Origin of the sequence: Amycolatopsis sp. MEPSY49, from assembly GCF_051337345.1 — a bacterium.
GTDB lineage: Bacteria > Actinomycetota > Actinomycetes > Mycobacteriales > Pseudonocardiaceae > Amycolatopsis.
In genome coordinates this window covers 273,800-287,744 of the sequence record NZ_JBDLYJ010000008.1, presented here as the reverse complement: position 1 = coordinate 287,744, position 13,945 = coordinate 273,800, and the positions used below count along the sequence as shown (strand labels likewise).

Sequence of the window (13,945 nt, the reverse complement as noted above, 5' to 3'; positions counted from 1 at the left end):
CGTCAGCACTCCTGGAGGACGGTAATGGGCAGACGGATTCGGGTGGGGGCGATCGCGCTCGCGCTGGTCGCCGCGACGATCACCCCGGCGGGGGCCGCGGATTCCCTGTTGTCACAAGGCAAGCCGGTGACGGCGTCGTCGTCGGGCTGGTGCTGCCCGGCGGCGAACGCGGTCGACGGCGACTCCGCGACCCGCTGGGCCAGCGCGGCCGGTGTCGATCCACAGTGGATCTACGTCGACCTCGGCGCGGCCGCGCACGTCAGCCGCGTCCGGTTGCAGTGGGACGCTTCCTGCGCCACGGCGTACGAGATCGACACCTCCGCCGACCACGTCACGTGGACCAAGATCTACGCGACCACCACGGGCAAGGGTGGCGTCGAAGACCTGACGTCTCTCGACGGCACCGGCCGCTACGTCCGGGTGTACGGCACGAAACGCTGCCGCACCGACGCGTCGAAGGGCTACTCGCTGCAGGAGTTCGGCGTCTACGGGTCGGCCGGGGACGTCACACCACCGACGCCGCCCGGTACGCCGACCCTCGACGCGGTCACCGCGACCAGCGCGACCGTCTCGTGGACCGCGGCGAGCGACGACGTCGGAGTCGTGGGCTACGACGTCTACCGAGACGGCCAGCTCTGCGCCAGCACGACCGGAGCGCTCCAGGCCACCTGCGGCAACCTCGGCCCGAACGGCACGTACGGCTTCTACGTCAACGCGCGTGACGCGGCCGGGAACGTCTCGCAGGCCAGCGGCACCCTGTCGGTGAAGACACCGCCGTCGGACGACCACAATCCGCCGTCGGTGCCGGGGAACGTGCACACGACCGCGGTCACCAGCACGTCGATCGGTCTCGCGTGGACCGCCTCGACCGACGATGTCGGCGTCGCCGGCTACCGGATCTTCAATTCCGGCAACCAGATCGGCACCTCCGACACCGCGAGCACGACGCTCGGCGGCCTGACCCCGGACACGGCCTACCACCTGCAGGTGCGGGCCGTCGACGCGAACGGCAACCTGAGCGACCCGAGCACGCCGGTCCTGGACGTCACGACCACCGGCGGGTCGGGCTGCACGCCGTCGCAGGGGGTCTGCGGGGCGACGCAGGTCGGCACCGACGACGACGTCGTGTGGGGCCTGGTGACCCTGCCGGACGGGACGATCCTCTACAACCAGCGTGACGCGCACGCCATCGTCCACCTGAACCCGAAGACCGGGGCGAAGAAGACGATCGGGACCGTGCCGAACGTCCAGAGCACCGACGGCGAAGGCGGGTTGACCGGGCTGGAGATCAACCCGGCGTCGTTCGCGTCCGACCACTGGCTCTACATCATGCACACCTCGCCGAACGACAACCGGATCGTGCGGATCAAGTACGACCCGGCCGCCGACTCGCTCACCACGAGCACCGAGCAGGTCCTGCTGACCGGCATCGCGCGCAACAAGTTCCACAACGGCGGCCGGCTGCGCTTCAGCCCGGACGGCCGCTACCTGTTCGCCGGCACGGGCGACGCGCAGAACGGCGACAACGCGTCGAACACCAGCAGCCCCAACGGAAAAGTGCTGCGGATCAACCCGGACGGCTCGATCCCGGCGGACAACCCGTTCCACAACGCGGTGTGGAGCTACGGGCACCGGAACGTGCAGGGGTTGGCGTTCGACTCGCAGGGCCGGTTGTGGGAGCAGGAGTTCGGCAACAGCATCATGGACGAGACGAACCTGATCGTGAAGGGCGGCAACTACGGCTGGCCGTCGTGCGAAGGGACGTCGGGTTCGTGCGGCGGATCCATCGCGCCGAAGAAGACGTACCCGGTGGCGCAGGGATCGTGCAGCGGCATCACGATCATCCACGACGCGCTGTACGTGGCGTGCCAGCGCGGCGCGCGGCTGTACCGGGCGGTGATCAGCGGCAGCTCGCTGACGGATTTCCGGACGTTCTTCAGCGGGACGTACGGCAGGCTCCGCACGGTGGAGCCGGCGCCGGGCGGGCTGATGTGGCTGGCGACCAGTGTGGACGGTGACAAGGACAGCACGCCGCACAACAGCCACAACAAGATCCTGCGGGTGACGGTCGGCTAGGTCCGGCCGGGGCGGTGGTCGGCGGAGCGTGGCACACTTCGTCGACCACTACGCCACGCAGGGGAGCACGACGCATGACCGATCGTCCGGCGAGGCGAACGCAGGAGCAACGACGCGCCGAGACCGAGCGGCGCGTGCTTGACGCGGCCATGGCGCTCATCGCGCGCAGCGGATCCCGTGCCGTCACGCTCGCCGAGGTCGGGGAAGCCGCCGGCTACAGCCGCGGCATCGTCTACCACCACTTCGGCAGCCGGGAGCGGCTGCTCGAGGCCGTGCTCGACTCCGCGCAGCAGTTCGACGTCCCCGAGTACGCGGGCGACGGCCTGGACCACCTGGTGCGGATCGTCGAGGCGTACCTGCGCAACGTCGTGCGGCGGACTCCGTCGGCGCGGGCGTTCCTGCAGCTGTGGGGCGAGGCGATCGCGGCCGACCCCGTGCTGGCCCCGCTGTTCGCCCGCCGGGACGCCGGCTTCCGGCAGCTCCTGGCGGACGTGGTCCGCCAGGGCGTCGCCGACGGGTCCGTGCGGCCCGACGCGAACCCGGCCGCGGCCGCCGTGCTGGTCGTCGCCCTGGTCCGGGGGACCGGGCTGCAGCTCATCGCCCAGCCCCCGGTGCGCAACGTCCCTGCCCTCATCCGGGAGGCGACGCGCTCGGTGCGCGGGGCGTTCGCCGTCACGCCGTAGCTTCGGGTCGTGGTCGCCCCTACCGGCCACTGCTACACTTACTTGCGTACATGCACGCAAGTAAGGAGCGAAAGATGGCTGTTCCCCTGGTACTCGTGCACGGCAATCCGGAGAACACCGGCGTGTGGGGGCCGCTGATCGCCGCACTGGGCCGGGACGACGCCGTGACGCTGTCGCCGCCCGGCTTCGGGGTGCCCGCGCCGGAGGGCTTCTCCGCCACCGTCGAGGGCTACCGCGACTGGCTCGCCGCGCGGCTGGAGCAGTTCAAGGAGCCCGTCGACCTCGTCGGTCACGACTGGGGCGGCGGGCACGTCGTCCAGATCGCGATGACCCGCCCGGACCTGATCCGCAGCTGGGCATCGGACGCACTCGGCCTCTTCGCCCCGGACTACGTCTGGCACGCGCGGGCCCAGGTGTGGCAGCAGGAAGGCGCGGGCGAGGCGTCGGTGAAGGAAATCTTCGGCGGCACGTTCGAGCAGCGGCTGGCGGTCGTCAACGCGCTCGGGATGACCGGTCCGGCCGCGGAACGCGTGGCCGCCGGGATGGACGACGGCATGGGGCGGGCGGTGCTCTCGCTCCTGCGGTCGGCCGCCCAGCCGGTGATGGCCGAGGCGGGCCGCGGCCTCGCGAAGGCGCGGCAACGGCCCGGGCTCGCCCTGATCGCCCTCGCCGACGTCGACCAGGCCAGCGGAACCCCCGCGCAGCACCGGTTCGCGGCCGAGGCCGCCGGTGCCGAGCTCGCCGAACTCGCCGGTACCGGGCACTGGTGGCCGGTGACGGACCCGCACCCGGTGGCGCGCGCCCTGACCGCGTTCTGGTCCCGTTTGGACGGTTAGCCGGCGACCGCGCTAACCGCCGAGGAGACGCGAGAGCGCGTCCCGCGCTCTCGCGTCCTTCGCCGCCAATGCCGTCAACTCCTGCGCCAACGCCGCCAGCCAATCGTCGATCGCGGTTTCCTTGCGGCTGATCACCACGCCCCGCACCACCTGGTGGATCTCCGCCGCGACGCCGCCGTGCTTGCCGGCGCTCAGGACCAGCACCCGGTCCGGCGTCCGGACCCGCACCGCCGTCGCCTGCCCGTCGCGGCCCGCCACGCGGTCGGCGAACGTGCGGTGCCGGTCGACCTCGACCATGCCCGGCGGCAGCGCGCTGCCGAGGGTCTCCGACAGGACCCGGTGGTAGGACTCGACGTCCGCGCGGTCCGTGCGCAGGGCCGCCGCCACGAGGTGGAAGTCCAGCTCGCCGCCCATCAGTCGGTGAGGGGCAGCACGAGCTGCGGCTTGGCGATGTGGTGGTCGGCGCGCAACGGCTTCACCGCCGTGCCGATCGCGAAGAACTCCGTCGTGTGGCCGCCCCAGCGGTGCGGCAGCGACAGCAGCTGCACCCCGACGATGCCCTCCGCCTCCAGCTGCTCCGCCTCGGCCTGCATCCGCGACATCGCCAGCTCGCGCGCGTCGTACAACGCCTCCGTGTACTGCGGGATCTCGACGTTCTGGCCGATGTTGCCCATCATCTGCCGGAACCGCTGGTGCGCGATGTGGTAGACGCACGTGCCCATCACCATGCCCAGCGGCGCGTAACCGGCCTGCACCAGCGTCCAGAAGTCCTGCCCCGACAAGTCGGAGGTGAACGGCTTTCCGGTGTTGTTGCGCCATTCGCCGGGTTCGTCGGCCTTCACCGCGGTGCCGACGGCGATGAACTCGGCGAGGTCGCTGCCGAACTCCTTGAACTCGATCTCCAGCCGGACCGCGACGATGCCGTCGGCGCCCAGGACGTCCGCCTCCGCCTCCATCCGGGACATCGCGAGCTCGCGGGCGTGGTACATCGCCTGCGAAAGCCGGTCCAGCTCCTGGTTCTTGCTCCACCGGCCCATCTGGAACCCGACGTGGTAGATGCTCGAACCGAGCACCAGCCCGAGCGGCCGGAAGCCGGCTTCGCGCACGAGGAGGAACTCGTTGACGCTCAGGTCCGAGGTGAACAGGCTGGTCTTCTGGCCCGGTCGCATCTCGGCGAGCCGGCGCATCGCATCCTCGGGGATGTGCTGCGCGGCGGGGTCCGCGGTGGTCACGAAGCCTCCTCAGGAACGGTTCAACGGCAGGATCTTGAGCGCGCTGGTGGGCGCGGCGGGGCCTTCGTGGAAGCGGGCGATCGCGGTGCCGGTCACGGTCGCGGTGCCGGCCACCGCGATCTCCTGCACCGGCCACGTCCGGAGCGTCATGCCCGAGACGATGCCGCCGTCGGCGCCGCAGTCGCGGATCGCGCGGGCGAATTCCGCGCGCGCCGCGCCGCGGACCTCGGTGACGACCTTCGTCGGCGCGTCGACCTCGGTGTTCCCGGCCAGCGGGTTGACCTGGTACTGCATGTTGTAGTCGAAGTGCGCGCGCCCGGCGACGCCGACCGCCATGCGCACCGGCACCCAGCCCGCCTGCATGAGCTTGCCGACGTCCTGGCCCGGCAGGTCGGTGGTGAACAGGCGGTGCGGGCGCTGCCGGGTTTCGGCGCGGACGGCCGTGCCGAGGGCGGTGAACTCCTGCATGACGTCGTCGAGGGCGGTGATGGTGACCTCGATGCCGAGGACGCCGTCGGCGCCGAGGGCGGTGGCTTCCTGCCCGAGCCGGTCGAGCGCGGTCGTGTAGCCCTGGCGCAGCAGGTCCGCCAGCAGCTTGACCTGGTCGTCGGCCCACACGCCCAGCCCGGCCCAGCCGACCTGCTGGACGACGCAGCCCATGACCTCGCCGACGGGCGTGAAGCCGGCGGCTTCGGCGCCGACCGCGCCGGGCACGCTGAGCAGGGAGGTCTTGAGCCCGGACGCGGCGAAGCGGTCGACGCGCGCCCGCGCGACGGGCGGCAGGCCACGACCGTCCCATTCGGGCACTGGCTGACCTCCTTCGACCGGCTCAGCTCCCATCGTGGCACGGATTCGCGCGGTCGGACGGCGGTCGCGGGGCGATCACGGAGTATGTCCGGAAGGTCGCGATCAGCCGAGCGGGAGGACACCGCGGGTGGCCGTCGGCGCGGGGCCGGTGCCGAACCGGGCGATCGCCGTGCCGAACACGCTCGCCACCGCCGCGGCTCCGGTATTCCCCAACGCCCACGCGCGCAACGTCGTCGACGTCACCAACCCGCCGTCCGCGCCCGATTGCCGCACCGCCGCCTGGAATTCCGCCCGCGCCGCCGCGCGGACCCACGTCACAAGCTCCGTCGGCATGGGTGCCTCCGAGTCCGGGCGGTCCGTCATCGCGAGGTCGTACGCCCGGTCGCCGCCGATGCCGATCGCCAGCGTCACCGGGACCCAGCCCGCCAGCAGCAGCTTCGCCACGTCCGGGCCGGGCAAGCCCGTCGTGAACGGCCGGGGCGGCCGTTTGCCGCGGACGGCCCGGACCGCCGTGCCCAGCACCACGAACTCGCGGACCGTCGCGCTCACCCGGGTGACCGTGCAGCCGATCGCCAGCACGCCGTCCGCGCCCAGCGCCGTCGCCTCCGCGCGCAGCCGGTCCAGCGCCGTCGCGTAGCCGTGGCGCAGGCCCGAAACCAGGTCCTCCGACTGCGAGACCACGCAGCCCATCACCTCGCCGACCGGCCGCAGCCCGACCGCTTCGGCGCCCACCGCGCCCGGCACCGACAGCAGGGACGTCCGCAGCCCCGACGTCGTGTAGCGGCCGGCGCGGGGGTGCACTAGCGCCAGCTGTCGTCGCCGAAGCCGAGCGTCACCGGGCCGCGGCGGGACGTCTCGGCGATCGTCTCGGCCGGCAGGACGTCGTCGAGGAACGCGTAGTCCGGCAGGCGGGTGCGCGTGTGCCACTCGGCGATCTCGTGCCAGCCCGGGGCGGCGAGCGCGCCGCCGAAGTGCTGGACCGACAGGCTCGCCGTCAGACCCGCGAACCGGAGCCGGTCCGCCAGGGGCCAGCCGGTCAGGGTCGCGGCGACGAACCCCGCGCCGAAGACGTCGCCCGCGCCGGTCGCGTCGAGGACGTTGACCGGCAGCGCCGGGATGTCCGCCGTCTCGCCGGTGGTGCCGTCGACCGCGAGGACGCCCGCCGCGCCGCGGGTGATCACCGCGACCGGGACGTGGTCGGCGAGCTTCGCCAGCGCCGCTTCCGGGCTGTCCGTGCGGGTGTAGCGCATGGCTTCGACGTCGTTGGGCAGGAACGCGTGGCAGCAGGCCAGCTGGTCGAGCAGCGTCGCCGACCACGTCTCCGAGGGGTCCCAGCCGACGTCGGCGAAGACGAGGCTGCCGGCCTGGTGCGCGGTGTGGACCCACTCGGCGGTGTCGAGGCCGATGTGCGCGACGGTCGCGCGGCTCGGCGGCGGCGACCCGGCCAGCTCGGCGACCGGTACGGGCGGCGGGTGGCCGTGGGTGATCATCGCGCGGTCGCCGGCGTAGGCCAGCGAGACCGTGACGGGGGAGTGCCACTCCGGGAACCGGCGCGACCGCGAGAGGTCGATGTGCTCCTGCCGCGACAGGACGTCCCAGCAGTAGCGCCCGTAGACGTCGGTGCCGAACGCGGCCGCCAGCGACGTCCGCAGGCCGAGGCGGCTCAGCGCGACCGCGAAGTTCGCGATGCCGCCCGGCCCGGAGCCCATGCCACCCGTCCACACCTCCGTGCCCGGCGCCGGCGGGTGCTCGAGCCCGGTGAAGACCAGGTCGAAGAACAGCAGGCCGGACAGGAAGACATCGATGTCGGGTACGGACTCTTCCGGCACGGGCGCCTCCGGGGATCGAGGTTGCGCACGAGCGTGCTTCAGATGCGCGAAATGCGCAAGAGCCGCGCAAACTCGATCGGCTGGTGAGCGGGTTTGACTGCTATCGTCCCCGCATGCTGCCCCAGCGTCGCCACGAGCTGATCCTGCGGGCCCTCCGCGCGGAGGGCCCGGCGCCGGTCGGCGTGCTGGCCGAGCGGCTCGGCGTCAGCCAGGCGACCGTGCGCCGGGACCTGGTGCGGCTCGGCCGCGAGGGCCGGCTGACCCGCGTCTACGGCGGGGCGATGGCGGCCGGCGACGAGCCGTTCGCGCACGTGGCCGCCGAGCGCGCCGACGAGAAGGACGCCGTCGCCCGGCGCGCGGCGGGCCTGGTCGCCGACGGCGACACCGTGCTGCTCGACATCGGCACCACCGCGCACCGGCTGGCACGCCACCTGCGTGACCGCGCGCTGACGGTGATCACCAGCAGCCTCGCCGTCTACGAAGAGCTGAAGGACGCCGACGACGTCCAGCTCGTCCTCCTCGGCGGCGTGGTCCGGCGCAGTTATCACTCGATGGTGGGATTCCTGACCGAGGACGCGCTGCGCCAGGTGCGCGCCGGGACCGTCTTCCTCGGCACCAGCGGCGTCCGCGCCGACGGGCACGTGCTGGACTCGACGGTCGTCGAGGTGCCGGTCAAACGCGCGATGGTCGCGGCCGCCGATCGCGTGGTGCTGCTCGCCGACGCCGGCAAGTTCCCCGGCACCGGGCTGGCGCGGGTGTGCGGGCCGGACGCGCTCGACGTCGTCGTCACGACGCCCGGGGCCGACGAGCCGACCTGCGCGGTCCTGCGCGAGGCCGGCGTCGAGGTGCTGCGGTGAGGCTCACGATCCTGGGCGGGGGCGGGTTCCGCGTGCCGCTGGTGCACGGCGCGCTCCTGGCGGACGGCGGCGGCACCGAGCTGGTCCTGCACGACGTCGACGCCGGGCGGCTGGCGGCGATCGAGCGGGTCCTGGCCGAACAGGCGCACGGCGTGGCCAACGCGCCTCGGGTGCGTACCACCACCGACCTGACGGCCGCGCTGTCCGATGTGGACTTCGTGTTCTCCGCCATCCGCGTCGGCGGCTTGCGCGGGCGCCGGCTGGACGAGCGGATCGCGCACGCGGAAGGCGTGCTGGGGCAGGAAACCGTGGGCGCGGGCGGGATCGCGTACGGGCTGCGGACGGTCCCGGTCGCCGTCGAGCTCGCGCGGACGATCGCCGAGCTGGCGCCGCGCGCGTGGGTCATCAACTTCACCAACCCCGCCGGGATGGTCACCGAAGCGATGGCCGCGCACCTCGGCGGCCGCGTGCTCGGCATCTGCGACTCGCCGGTGGGGCTGTGTCGCCGCGTCGCGCGGGCCCTGGGGATCGACCCGGCGACGGCGTGGTTCGACTACGCCGGCCTCAACCACCTCGGCTGGCTGCGCGCGGTCCGGGTCGGCGGGTCGGACGTTCTGCCGGAGCTGCTCGCCGACACCGGGACCCTCGAATCCTTCGAGGAGGGCAAGCTCTTCGGCGCGGATTGGCTGCGCGCGCTCGGCTCGGTGCCCAACGAGTACCTGCACTATTACTACTTCGCGCGCGAAGCCGGCGGTTCGGCGTCGCGCGGCGCTCAGCTGCTGGAGCAGCAACGTGGCTTCTACGCCGAACCTTCGCTGGCGTCGTGGGAACGCACGCGGCTGGAGCGTGAAGCGACGTACATGGCCGAGACACGCGAAGGAGAGCGTGACGATCTCGAAGGCGGCGGCTACGAGCACGTCGCGCTGGCGTTGATGCGGGCCATCGCGCGCGGCGAGCGGACGACGCTGATCCTCAACACCCGCAACGGATCCGCGCTCCCGGGCGTGCCGGCGGACGCGGTCGTCGAGGTGCCGTGCGAGGTCGACGCGAACGGCGCGCGGCCGCTCGCCACCGGGCCGCTGCCCGGCCACGCGCTGGGCCTGGTGACGGCGGTCAAGGCCGTCGAGCGGGCGACGATCGAAGCGGCGACGACGGGTTCGCGCGCGGCGGCGCTGCGGGCGTTCGCGCTGCACCCGCTGGTCGATTCGGTCTCCGTGGCGCGGCGGCTGCTCGACGCCTACGTCGCCGCGCACCCGGAACTCGCTTACCTGGCTTAGGAAATCTCTCGCAGGAGCGGCGCCAGCCGCTGAGCCAAGCCGGTGTCGACGTGCTCGATTTCGCCGATGAGCAGCTCGACGACGGTGTGGAACGGTCGTTCGAGTGCTGAGAGGTCGTGGACGAGGGTCGCCTCGAACGGGCCCGCGACGGCGGCGGGCAGCTGGTCCAGGCCGCGGCCCTCGACCGCGGGCACGCCGTGCCGCAGGCAAGCCAGCGCCAGTGCGTACTCGCGGACCCGGCCGATCATGTACTCGGCCTGCCAGCCGCGCCCGCGTTCGATGCTCGACCGCGCGTGCAGGGCGTGCAGCCACGCCAGATCGATCAGCCGGCGCGCGTCCGGCGGCGGGGTCGCCGGACGGTCCCGCGCCGTGCCGAACAGCAGCCGGAACTTCGGCGTGGTGGCGCCGAAGTCCGCGGCCGGCCAGAACGCCAGGTCGACCTGCAGGGTGTTCGCCAGCAGGAAGACCCGGAACACGGTCCGTTCGAAGACGACGTCCATGTGGTGCACCGCGGCGTGCTCGCGGTACATCCGCGCGGTGAAGTCCGCGAGCACCGGCTCGGGGTCGCCGTCGACGGCGAAGGCGAGGTCGATGTCCGACCACGCGTCTTCGGCGCCGAGCGCGGCCGAGCCGGTGAGCGCGGCGCCGGTGACGCGCTCGTCCGACCGGGCCGCGTCGACCAGGGCGTCGCGGAGCTGGGTACGATCCCCGGGGGTGAACATGATCCCCAGGCTAGACCGCCGCCATCGCGGTGAACTCCGCTTCGGCCTCCTTCCGGTCGGTGTACAGCGACCACGCCGCGTCCGCGATGTCGTCCGGGTTCAGCGTCCCGGCGGTGAACCCGTGGTCCTGGGACGTGAACTCCCGGTGGATGTCGCCGCGCTCGATGAGGCCGCCGATCGTCAACGCGCCCGCGTAGACGCCGGTTTCGCGCAGGGCCGCGTGCAGCGTCAGGACGTACATGCGCAACGCCGCCGACGCCGGCGCGAAACTGCCGAGCATCGGCATCGGGTACTTGCCGCTCAGGCCGCCGGCGAAGAGCAGCGCGCCCGAACCGCGTTCGAGCATGCGGGGCAGGACCGCTTCGACGAGCCTCGCCGCCGGGACCACGATCGACTCGAACGGCGCGCGCACTACGTCGGCGCCCGCTTCGGTGAGCGGGACGGGACGGGGACCGGACAGGTCCGCCGGGCCGAAGTACACCGTGTCGAGCTCGCCCGCGTCGGCTTCGATGCGCGCTAGAACGGCTTCCAGTTCGGCGGGGTCGGTCACGTCCGCGGTGTAGGTGTGCGTGGTGCCGCCCACGGACTCGCGGTAGCTCGCGTGCCGGGTGTCGGTGCGCGAGACCAGCGCCGTCGTGAAGCCTTCTCGGCTGAACCGGCGGGCGATCGACAGGCCGAGCCCCGGGCCGACCCCCAGGACGGCGATCACTTTGGACAAAAGGTCCTCCTCGAATTAACTTGAGACTGCTCTCAACTTAGCCACAACCTGAGGATGCCGTCAACTTGTGCGGCGAATGTCGTCACGGGTTCGGACCAGTGGCCTACCGCGCTGCTCCAAGCGGGTAGAACCTGTTCCAGTTTCCCGAGTGGACCGACACGATGTGCGCCATGGATGCCGAGCTGACCCGCCGCCAGATCCTGCGCGGCACCGCGGCGGGCGTGGGCCTCGCCATGGCCCCCGGGCTTGCGACCGCCGCGACCGTGGCGGAGTACGACGTCGTCGTGGTCGGCGCCGGCGCCGCCGGGATGACCGCCGCGCTGACGGCGGCCAAGCGCGGGCTCAGCGTCGTCGTGCTGGAGAAGGCGCCGACGTTCGGCGGGTCCGCGGCGCGCTCCGGCGCCGGGATCTGGATCCCGAACAACCCGGTGCTGCTCGCCGCCGGCGTGCCGGACACGCCGGCCAAGGCCGCGCAGTACCTCGCCGCCGTCGTCGGACCGGACGTCCCGGCCGCGCGGCAGGAAGCGTTCCTGCGCAACGGCCCCGCGATGATTTCGTTCGTCATGGCGAACAGCCCGCTGCGGTTCCGGTGGATGGAGGGCTACAGCGACTACTACCCGGAGCTGCCGGGCGGGCTGCCGAACGGCCGCTCGATCGAGCCGGCCCAGTTCGACGGCAACCTCCTCGGCGCCGAACTCGCGAACCTGAACCCGCCGTACCTCGCCACCCCGGCCGGCATGGTGGTGTTCAGCACCGACTACAAGTGGCTGAACCTGGCCGCGGTCAACGCGAAGGGCGCGGCGGTCGCCGCCGCGTGCCTCGCCCGCGGCACGGCCGCCGCGCTGGCCGGGCAGAAGCCGCTCACCATGGGGCAGTCGCTCGCCGCCGGGCTGCGCGTCGGCCTGCTGCGGGCGAACGTCCCGGTGCTGCTCAATACGCCGTTGCTCGACCTGAACGTCGAGAATGGCGCGGTGACCGGGGTTTTGACGCCGCAGGGGCTGGTGCGCGCGCGGCGCGGCGTGATCGTCGGGTCCGGCGGGTTCGAGCACAACGCCGCGATGCGCGCGCAGTACCAGCGGCAGCCGATCGGCACCGCGTGGACGGTCGGCGCGAAGGAGAACACCGGCGACGGCCATCGCGCCGGGCAGCGGGCCGGCGCGGCGCTGGACCTGATGGACGACGCGTGGTGGGGCCCGGCCATCCCGATCCCGGGCGACCCGTACTTCTGCCTGGCCGAGCGGACGCTGCCCGGCGGCCTGATCGTCAACCAGGCGGGCAAGCGGTTCGTCAACGAAGCCGCGCCCTACAGCGACGTCGTGCACGTCATGTACGACAAGAACCCCACCGAGCCGGACATTCCCGCGTGGCTGGTCGTCGACCAGAACTACCGGAACAAGTACCTGTTCCGCGACACCCTGCCGCTGCTGCCGCTGCCCGACGCGTGGTACGCGTCGGGCGCGGTCTTCAAGGCGTCGAGCATCCAGTCGCTGGGCTCGGCGATCGGCGTGCCACCGGCCGCCTTGAAGTCCACGGTGGACCGGTTCAACGGCTTCGCGTGGTCCGGTGTGGACGGTGACTTCCGGCGCGGCGCGAGCGCCTACGACCACTACTACACCGACCCGCTGGTGCTGCCCAACTCGTGCCTGGCACCGCTGTGGGCGCCGCCGTTCTACGCGTTCAAGATCGTGCCCGGCGACCTCGGCACGAAGGGCGGCATGCGCACGGACGCCCGCGCCCGCGTGCTCCGGCCCGACGGCTCGGTGATCCCGGGCCTGTACGCGGCGGGCAACGCGAGCGCGGCGGTGATGGGCCACAGCTACGCGGGCGCGGGCTCGACCATCGGCCCGGCGATGACGTTCGGGTTCGTCGCCGGGAACGACGTCTAGAACTCCTTTTCCACCAGGGGAAGCACTTCGGTGCCGAGCAGTTCGATGGCGCGCATGACGTCCTTGTGCGGCACGCCCGACCAGTCCATCTGCAGCGCGTACCGGTCGGCGCCGGTGAGCTTCCCGACGGTGATCAGCCGGTCGGCGATCTCCCGCGGGCTGCCGACGAACAGCGCCTGCGCGTCGTGGGTGTAGGAGTCGTACTCGGCGCGGGTCGGGACCGCCCAGCCGCGGGCCTTCGCGCCGTACTTCATCGTCTCGAGCCAGTACGGGTAGAAGGTTTCCTTGGCGTCCTGGGACTTCTCGGCGATGAAGCCGATGGCGCCCATGGTGACGTGGAGGTCCTGCTGGTCGCCCGCTTCACCGGCTTGGCGGTAGAGGTCGACGAGCGGGGCGAAGCGCTCCGGGCGCCCGCCGATCACGGCGTAGACGACGGGCAGGCCCAGCAGCCCGGCGCGGATCGACGATTCGGGGTTGCCGCCGGTGCCGATCGAGATGCGCAGGTGGTCGCCATACGGGCGGGGCAGGATGCGCGCGTTGTCCAGCGGCGGGCGGAACTTGCCGGACCAGGTGAGCGGGTCTTCGCGGTCGATGTGCAGGAGCAGCGCGAGCTTTTCCTCGAACAGCTCGTCGTAGTCGCCGAGGTCGTTGCCGAAGAGCGGGAAGGACTCGGTGAACGACCCGCGGCCGGCGAGCAGCTCGGCGCGGCCGTGGCTCAGCTGGTCGAGGGTGGTGAACTGCTGGTAGACGCGGACGGGGTCCTCGGTGCTCAGCACGGTGACGGCGGAGCTGAGGGTGATCTGCGTGGTGACGCTCGCCGCGGCGGCCAGGACGGTGCCCGGGTTGGAGATCGCGTACTGGTCGAGGTGATGCTCGCCGAGGCCGTAGAAGCCCAGGCCCAGCTCGTCGGCGAGCTTGATGCGTTCGAGGGTGTTGGTCAGCGTCTGCGCGACGGACAGCTGCTCGCCGGTGCGGGGGTCCGGCGCGCGGTCGCCGAAGCTGTAGATGCCGAGTTTCATAGA

General features: G+C 72.3%; 14 protein-coding genes. 6 read left to right on the top strand and 8 right to left on the bottom strand.

The window, feature by feature from the left end; translation table 11 throughout:
- The first annotated feature begins 24 nt into the window (after positions 1 to 24).
- The 3 genes from ABFJ78_RS32470 (at position 25) to ABFJ78_RS32460 (ending at position 3,595) form a co-directional block, all read left to right on the top strand.
- Positions 25 to 2,076: a PQQ-dependent sugar dehydrogenase gene (locus ABFJ78_RS32470; RefSeq protein ID WP_436390497.1), complete on the top strand. Its 2,052-nt coding sequence runs from the start codon at positions 25 to 27 to the stop codon at positions 2,074 to 2,076.
- A 74-nt stretch (positions 2,077 to 2,150) separates the two neighbouring features.
- Positions 2,151 to 2,759, top strand: a complete 609-nt coding sequence (locus ABFJ78_RS32465; RefSeq protein WP_436390495.1) for a TetR/AcrR family transcriptional regulator — start codon at positions 2,151 to 2,153, stop codon at positions 2,757 to 2,759.
- Positions 2,760 to 2,833: 74 nt separating this feature from the next.
- The gene (locus ABFJ78_RS32460) at positions 2,834 to 3,595 is read left to right on the top strand and encodes an alpha/beta fold hydrolase (RefSeq protein ID WP_436390493.1); all 762 of its coding nucleotides are present in this window, start codon (positions 2,834 to 2,836) and stop codon (positions 3,593 to 3,595) included.
- A gap of 12 nt (positions 3,596 to 3,607) precedes the next feature.
- On the opposite strand, the gene ABFJ78_RS32455 is transcribed toward ABFJ78_RS32460, so the two are convergent.
- The 5 genes from ABFJ78_RS32455 to ABFJ78_RS32435 form a co-directional block, all read right to left on the bottom strand.
- Positions 3,608 to 4,009, bottom strand: a complete 402-nt coding sequence (locus tag ABFJ78_RS32455) for a hypothetical protein (protein ID WP_436390491.1) — start codon at positions 4,007 to 4,009, stop codon at positions 3,608 to 3,610.
- Positions 4,009 to 4,827, bottom strand: a complete 819-nt coding sequence (locus tag ABFJ78_RS32450) for a heavy metal-binding domain-containing protein (RefSeq protein WP_372669481.1) — start codon at positions 4,825 to 4,827, stop codon at positions 4,009 to 4,011. The genes ABFJ78_RS32455 and ABFJ78_RS32450 overlap by 1 nt, the downstream gene beginning before the upstream one ends.
- Before the next feature lie 9 nt (positions 4,828 to 4,836).
- The gene (locus ABFJ78_RS32445) at positions 4,837 to 5,634 is read right to left on the bottom strand and encodes a heavy metal-binding domain-containing protein (protein ID WP_436390489.1); all 798 of its coding nucleotides are present in this window, start codon (positions 5,632 to 5,634) and stop codon (positions 4,837 to 4,839) included.
- Positions 5,635 to 5,736: 102 nt separating this feature from the next.
- Positions 5,737 to 6,435 (bottom strand): heavy metal-binding domain-containing protein, encoded by a 699-nt coding sequence (locus ABFJ78_RS32440; protein ID WP_436390487.1) that lies wholly within the window; start codon positions 6,433 to 6,435, stop codon positions 5,737 to 5,739.
- Positions 6,435 to 7,463, bottom strand: coding sequence for a carbohydrate kinase family protein (locus ABFJ78_RS32435; protein ID WP_436390485.1), 1,029 nt, complete (start codon positions 7,461 to 7,463; stop codon positions 6,435 to 6,437). The genes ABFJ78_RS32440 and ABFJ78_RS32435 overlap by 1 nt, the downstream gene beginning before the upstream one ends.
- 113 nt (positions 7,464 to 7,576) lie before the next feature.
- On the opposite strand from ABFJ78_RS32435, the gene ABFJ78_RS32430 reads away from it, so the two are divergent.
- Both ABFJ78_RS32430 and ABFJ78_RS32425 read left to right on the top strand, forming a co-directional pair.
- Entirely contained in the window at positions 7,577 to 8,320 is a 744-nt protein-coding gene (locus ABFJ78_RS32430; protein ID WP_436390483.1) for a DeoR/GlpR family DNA-binding transcription regulator, read from the top strand.
- Positions 8,317 to 9,597 (top strand): 6-phospho-beta-glucosidase, encoded by a 1,281-nt coding sequence (locus tag ABFJ78_RS32425; RefSeq protein ID WP_436390481.1) that lies wholly within the window; start codon positions 8,317 to 8,319, stop codon positions 9,595 to 9,597. Before ABFJ78_RS32430 ends, ABFJ78_RS32425 begins: the two co-directional genes overlap by 4 nt.
- On the opposite strand, the gene ABFJ78_RS32420 is transcribed toward ABFJ78_RS32425, so the two are convergent.
- Together ABFJ78_RS32420 and ABFJ78_RS32415 are read right to left on the bottom strand one after the other, a co-directional pair.
- Positions 9,594 to 10,319, bottom strand: a complete 726-nt coding sequence (locus tag ABFJ78_RS32420) for a nucleotidyltransferase domain-containing protein (protein ID WP_436390480.1) — start codon at positions 10,317 to 10,319, stop codon at positions 9,594 to 9,596. The two genes, ABFJ78_RS32425 and ABFJ78_RS32420, sit on opposite strands and share 4 nt — an antisense overlap.
- A 10-nt stretch (positions 10,320 to 10,329) precedes the next feature.
- Positions 10,330 to 11,028, bottom strand: coding sequence for an SDR family NAD(P)-dependent oxidoreductase (locus ABFJ78_RS32415; RefSeq protein ID WP_436390729.1), 699 nt, complete (start codon positions 11,026 to 11,028; stop codon positions 10,330 to 10,332).
- Positions 11,029 to 11,207: 179 nt separating this feature from the next.
- Here ABFJ78_RS32415 and kstD point away from each other — a divergent pair, with 179 nt between their 5' ends.
- On the top strand, positions 11,208 to 12,923 hold the full coding sequence (kstD, locus tag ABFJ78_RS32410; RefSeq protein ID WP_436390478.1) for a 3-oxosteroid 1-dehydrogenase: 1,716 nt from the start codon (positions 11,208 to 11,210) through the stop codon (positions 12,921 to 12,923).
- On the opposite strand, the gene ABFJ78_RS32405 is transcribed toward kstD, so the two are convergent.
- Complete coding sequence (locus tag ABFJ78_RS32405; protein WP_436390476.1) at positions 12,920 to 13,942, bottom strand: LLM class flavin-dependent oxidoreductase; 1,023 nt, start codon at positions 13,940 to 13,942, stop codon at positions 12,920 to 12,922. The genes kstD and ABFJ78_RS32405 overlap by 4 nt on opposite strands.
- Between the last annotated feature and the right edge of the window lie 3 nt (positions 13,943 to 13,945).

Bases quoted from the DNA above. Each gene is read 5' to 3' on its own strand.
- ABFJ78_RS32430 (WP_436390483.1), top strand. From the start codon at position 7,577: ATGCTGCCCCAGCGTCGCCACGAGCTGATCCTGCGGGCCCTCCGCGCG.
- ABFJ78_RS32470 (WP_436390497.1), top strand. From the start codon at position 25: ATGGGCAGACGGATTCGGGTGGGGGCGATCGCGCTCGCGCTGGTCGCC.
- ABFJ78_RS32465 (WP_436390495.1), top strand. From the start codon at position 2,151: ATGACCGATCGTCCGGCGAGGCGAACGCAGGAGCAACGACGCGCCGAG.
- ABFJ78_RS32455 (WP_436390491.1), bottom strand. From the start codon at position 4,009: ATGGGCGGCGAGCTGGACTTCCACCTCGTGGCGGCGGCCCTGCGCACG.
- kstD (WP_436390478.1), top strand. From the start codon at position 11,208: ATGGATGCCGAGCTGACCCGCCGCCAGATCCTGCGCGGCACCGCGGCG.
- ABFJ78_RS32420 (WP_436390480.1), bottom strand. From the start codon at position 10,319: ATGTTCACCCCCGGGGATCGTACCCAGCTCCGCGACGCCCTGGTCGAC.
- ABFJ78_RS32460 (WP_436390493.1), top strand. From the start codon at position 2,834: ATGGCTGTTCCCCTGGTACTCGTGCACGGCAATCCGGAGAACACCGGC.
- ABFJ78_RS32405 (WP_436390476.1), bottom strand. From the start codon at position 13,942: ATGAAACTCGGCATCTACAGCTTCGGCGACCGCGCGCCGGACCCCCGC.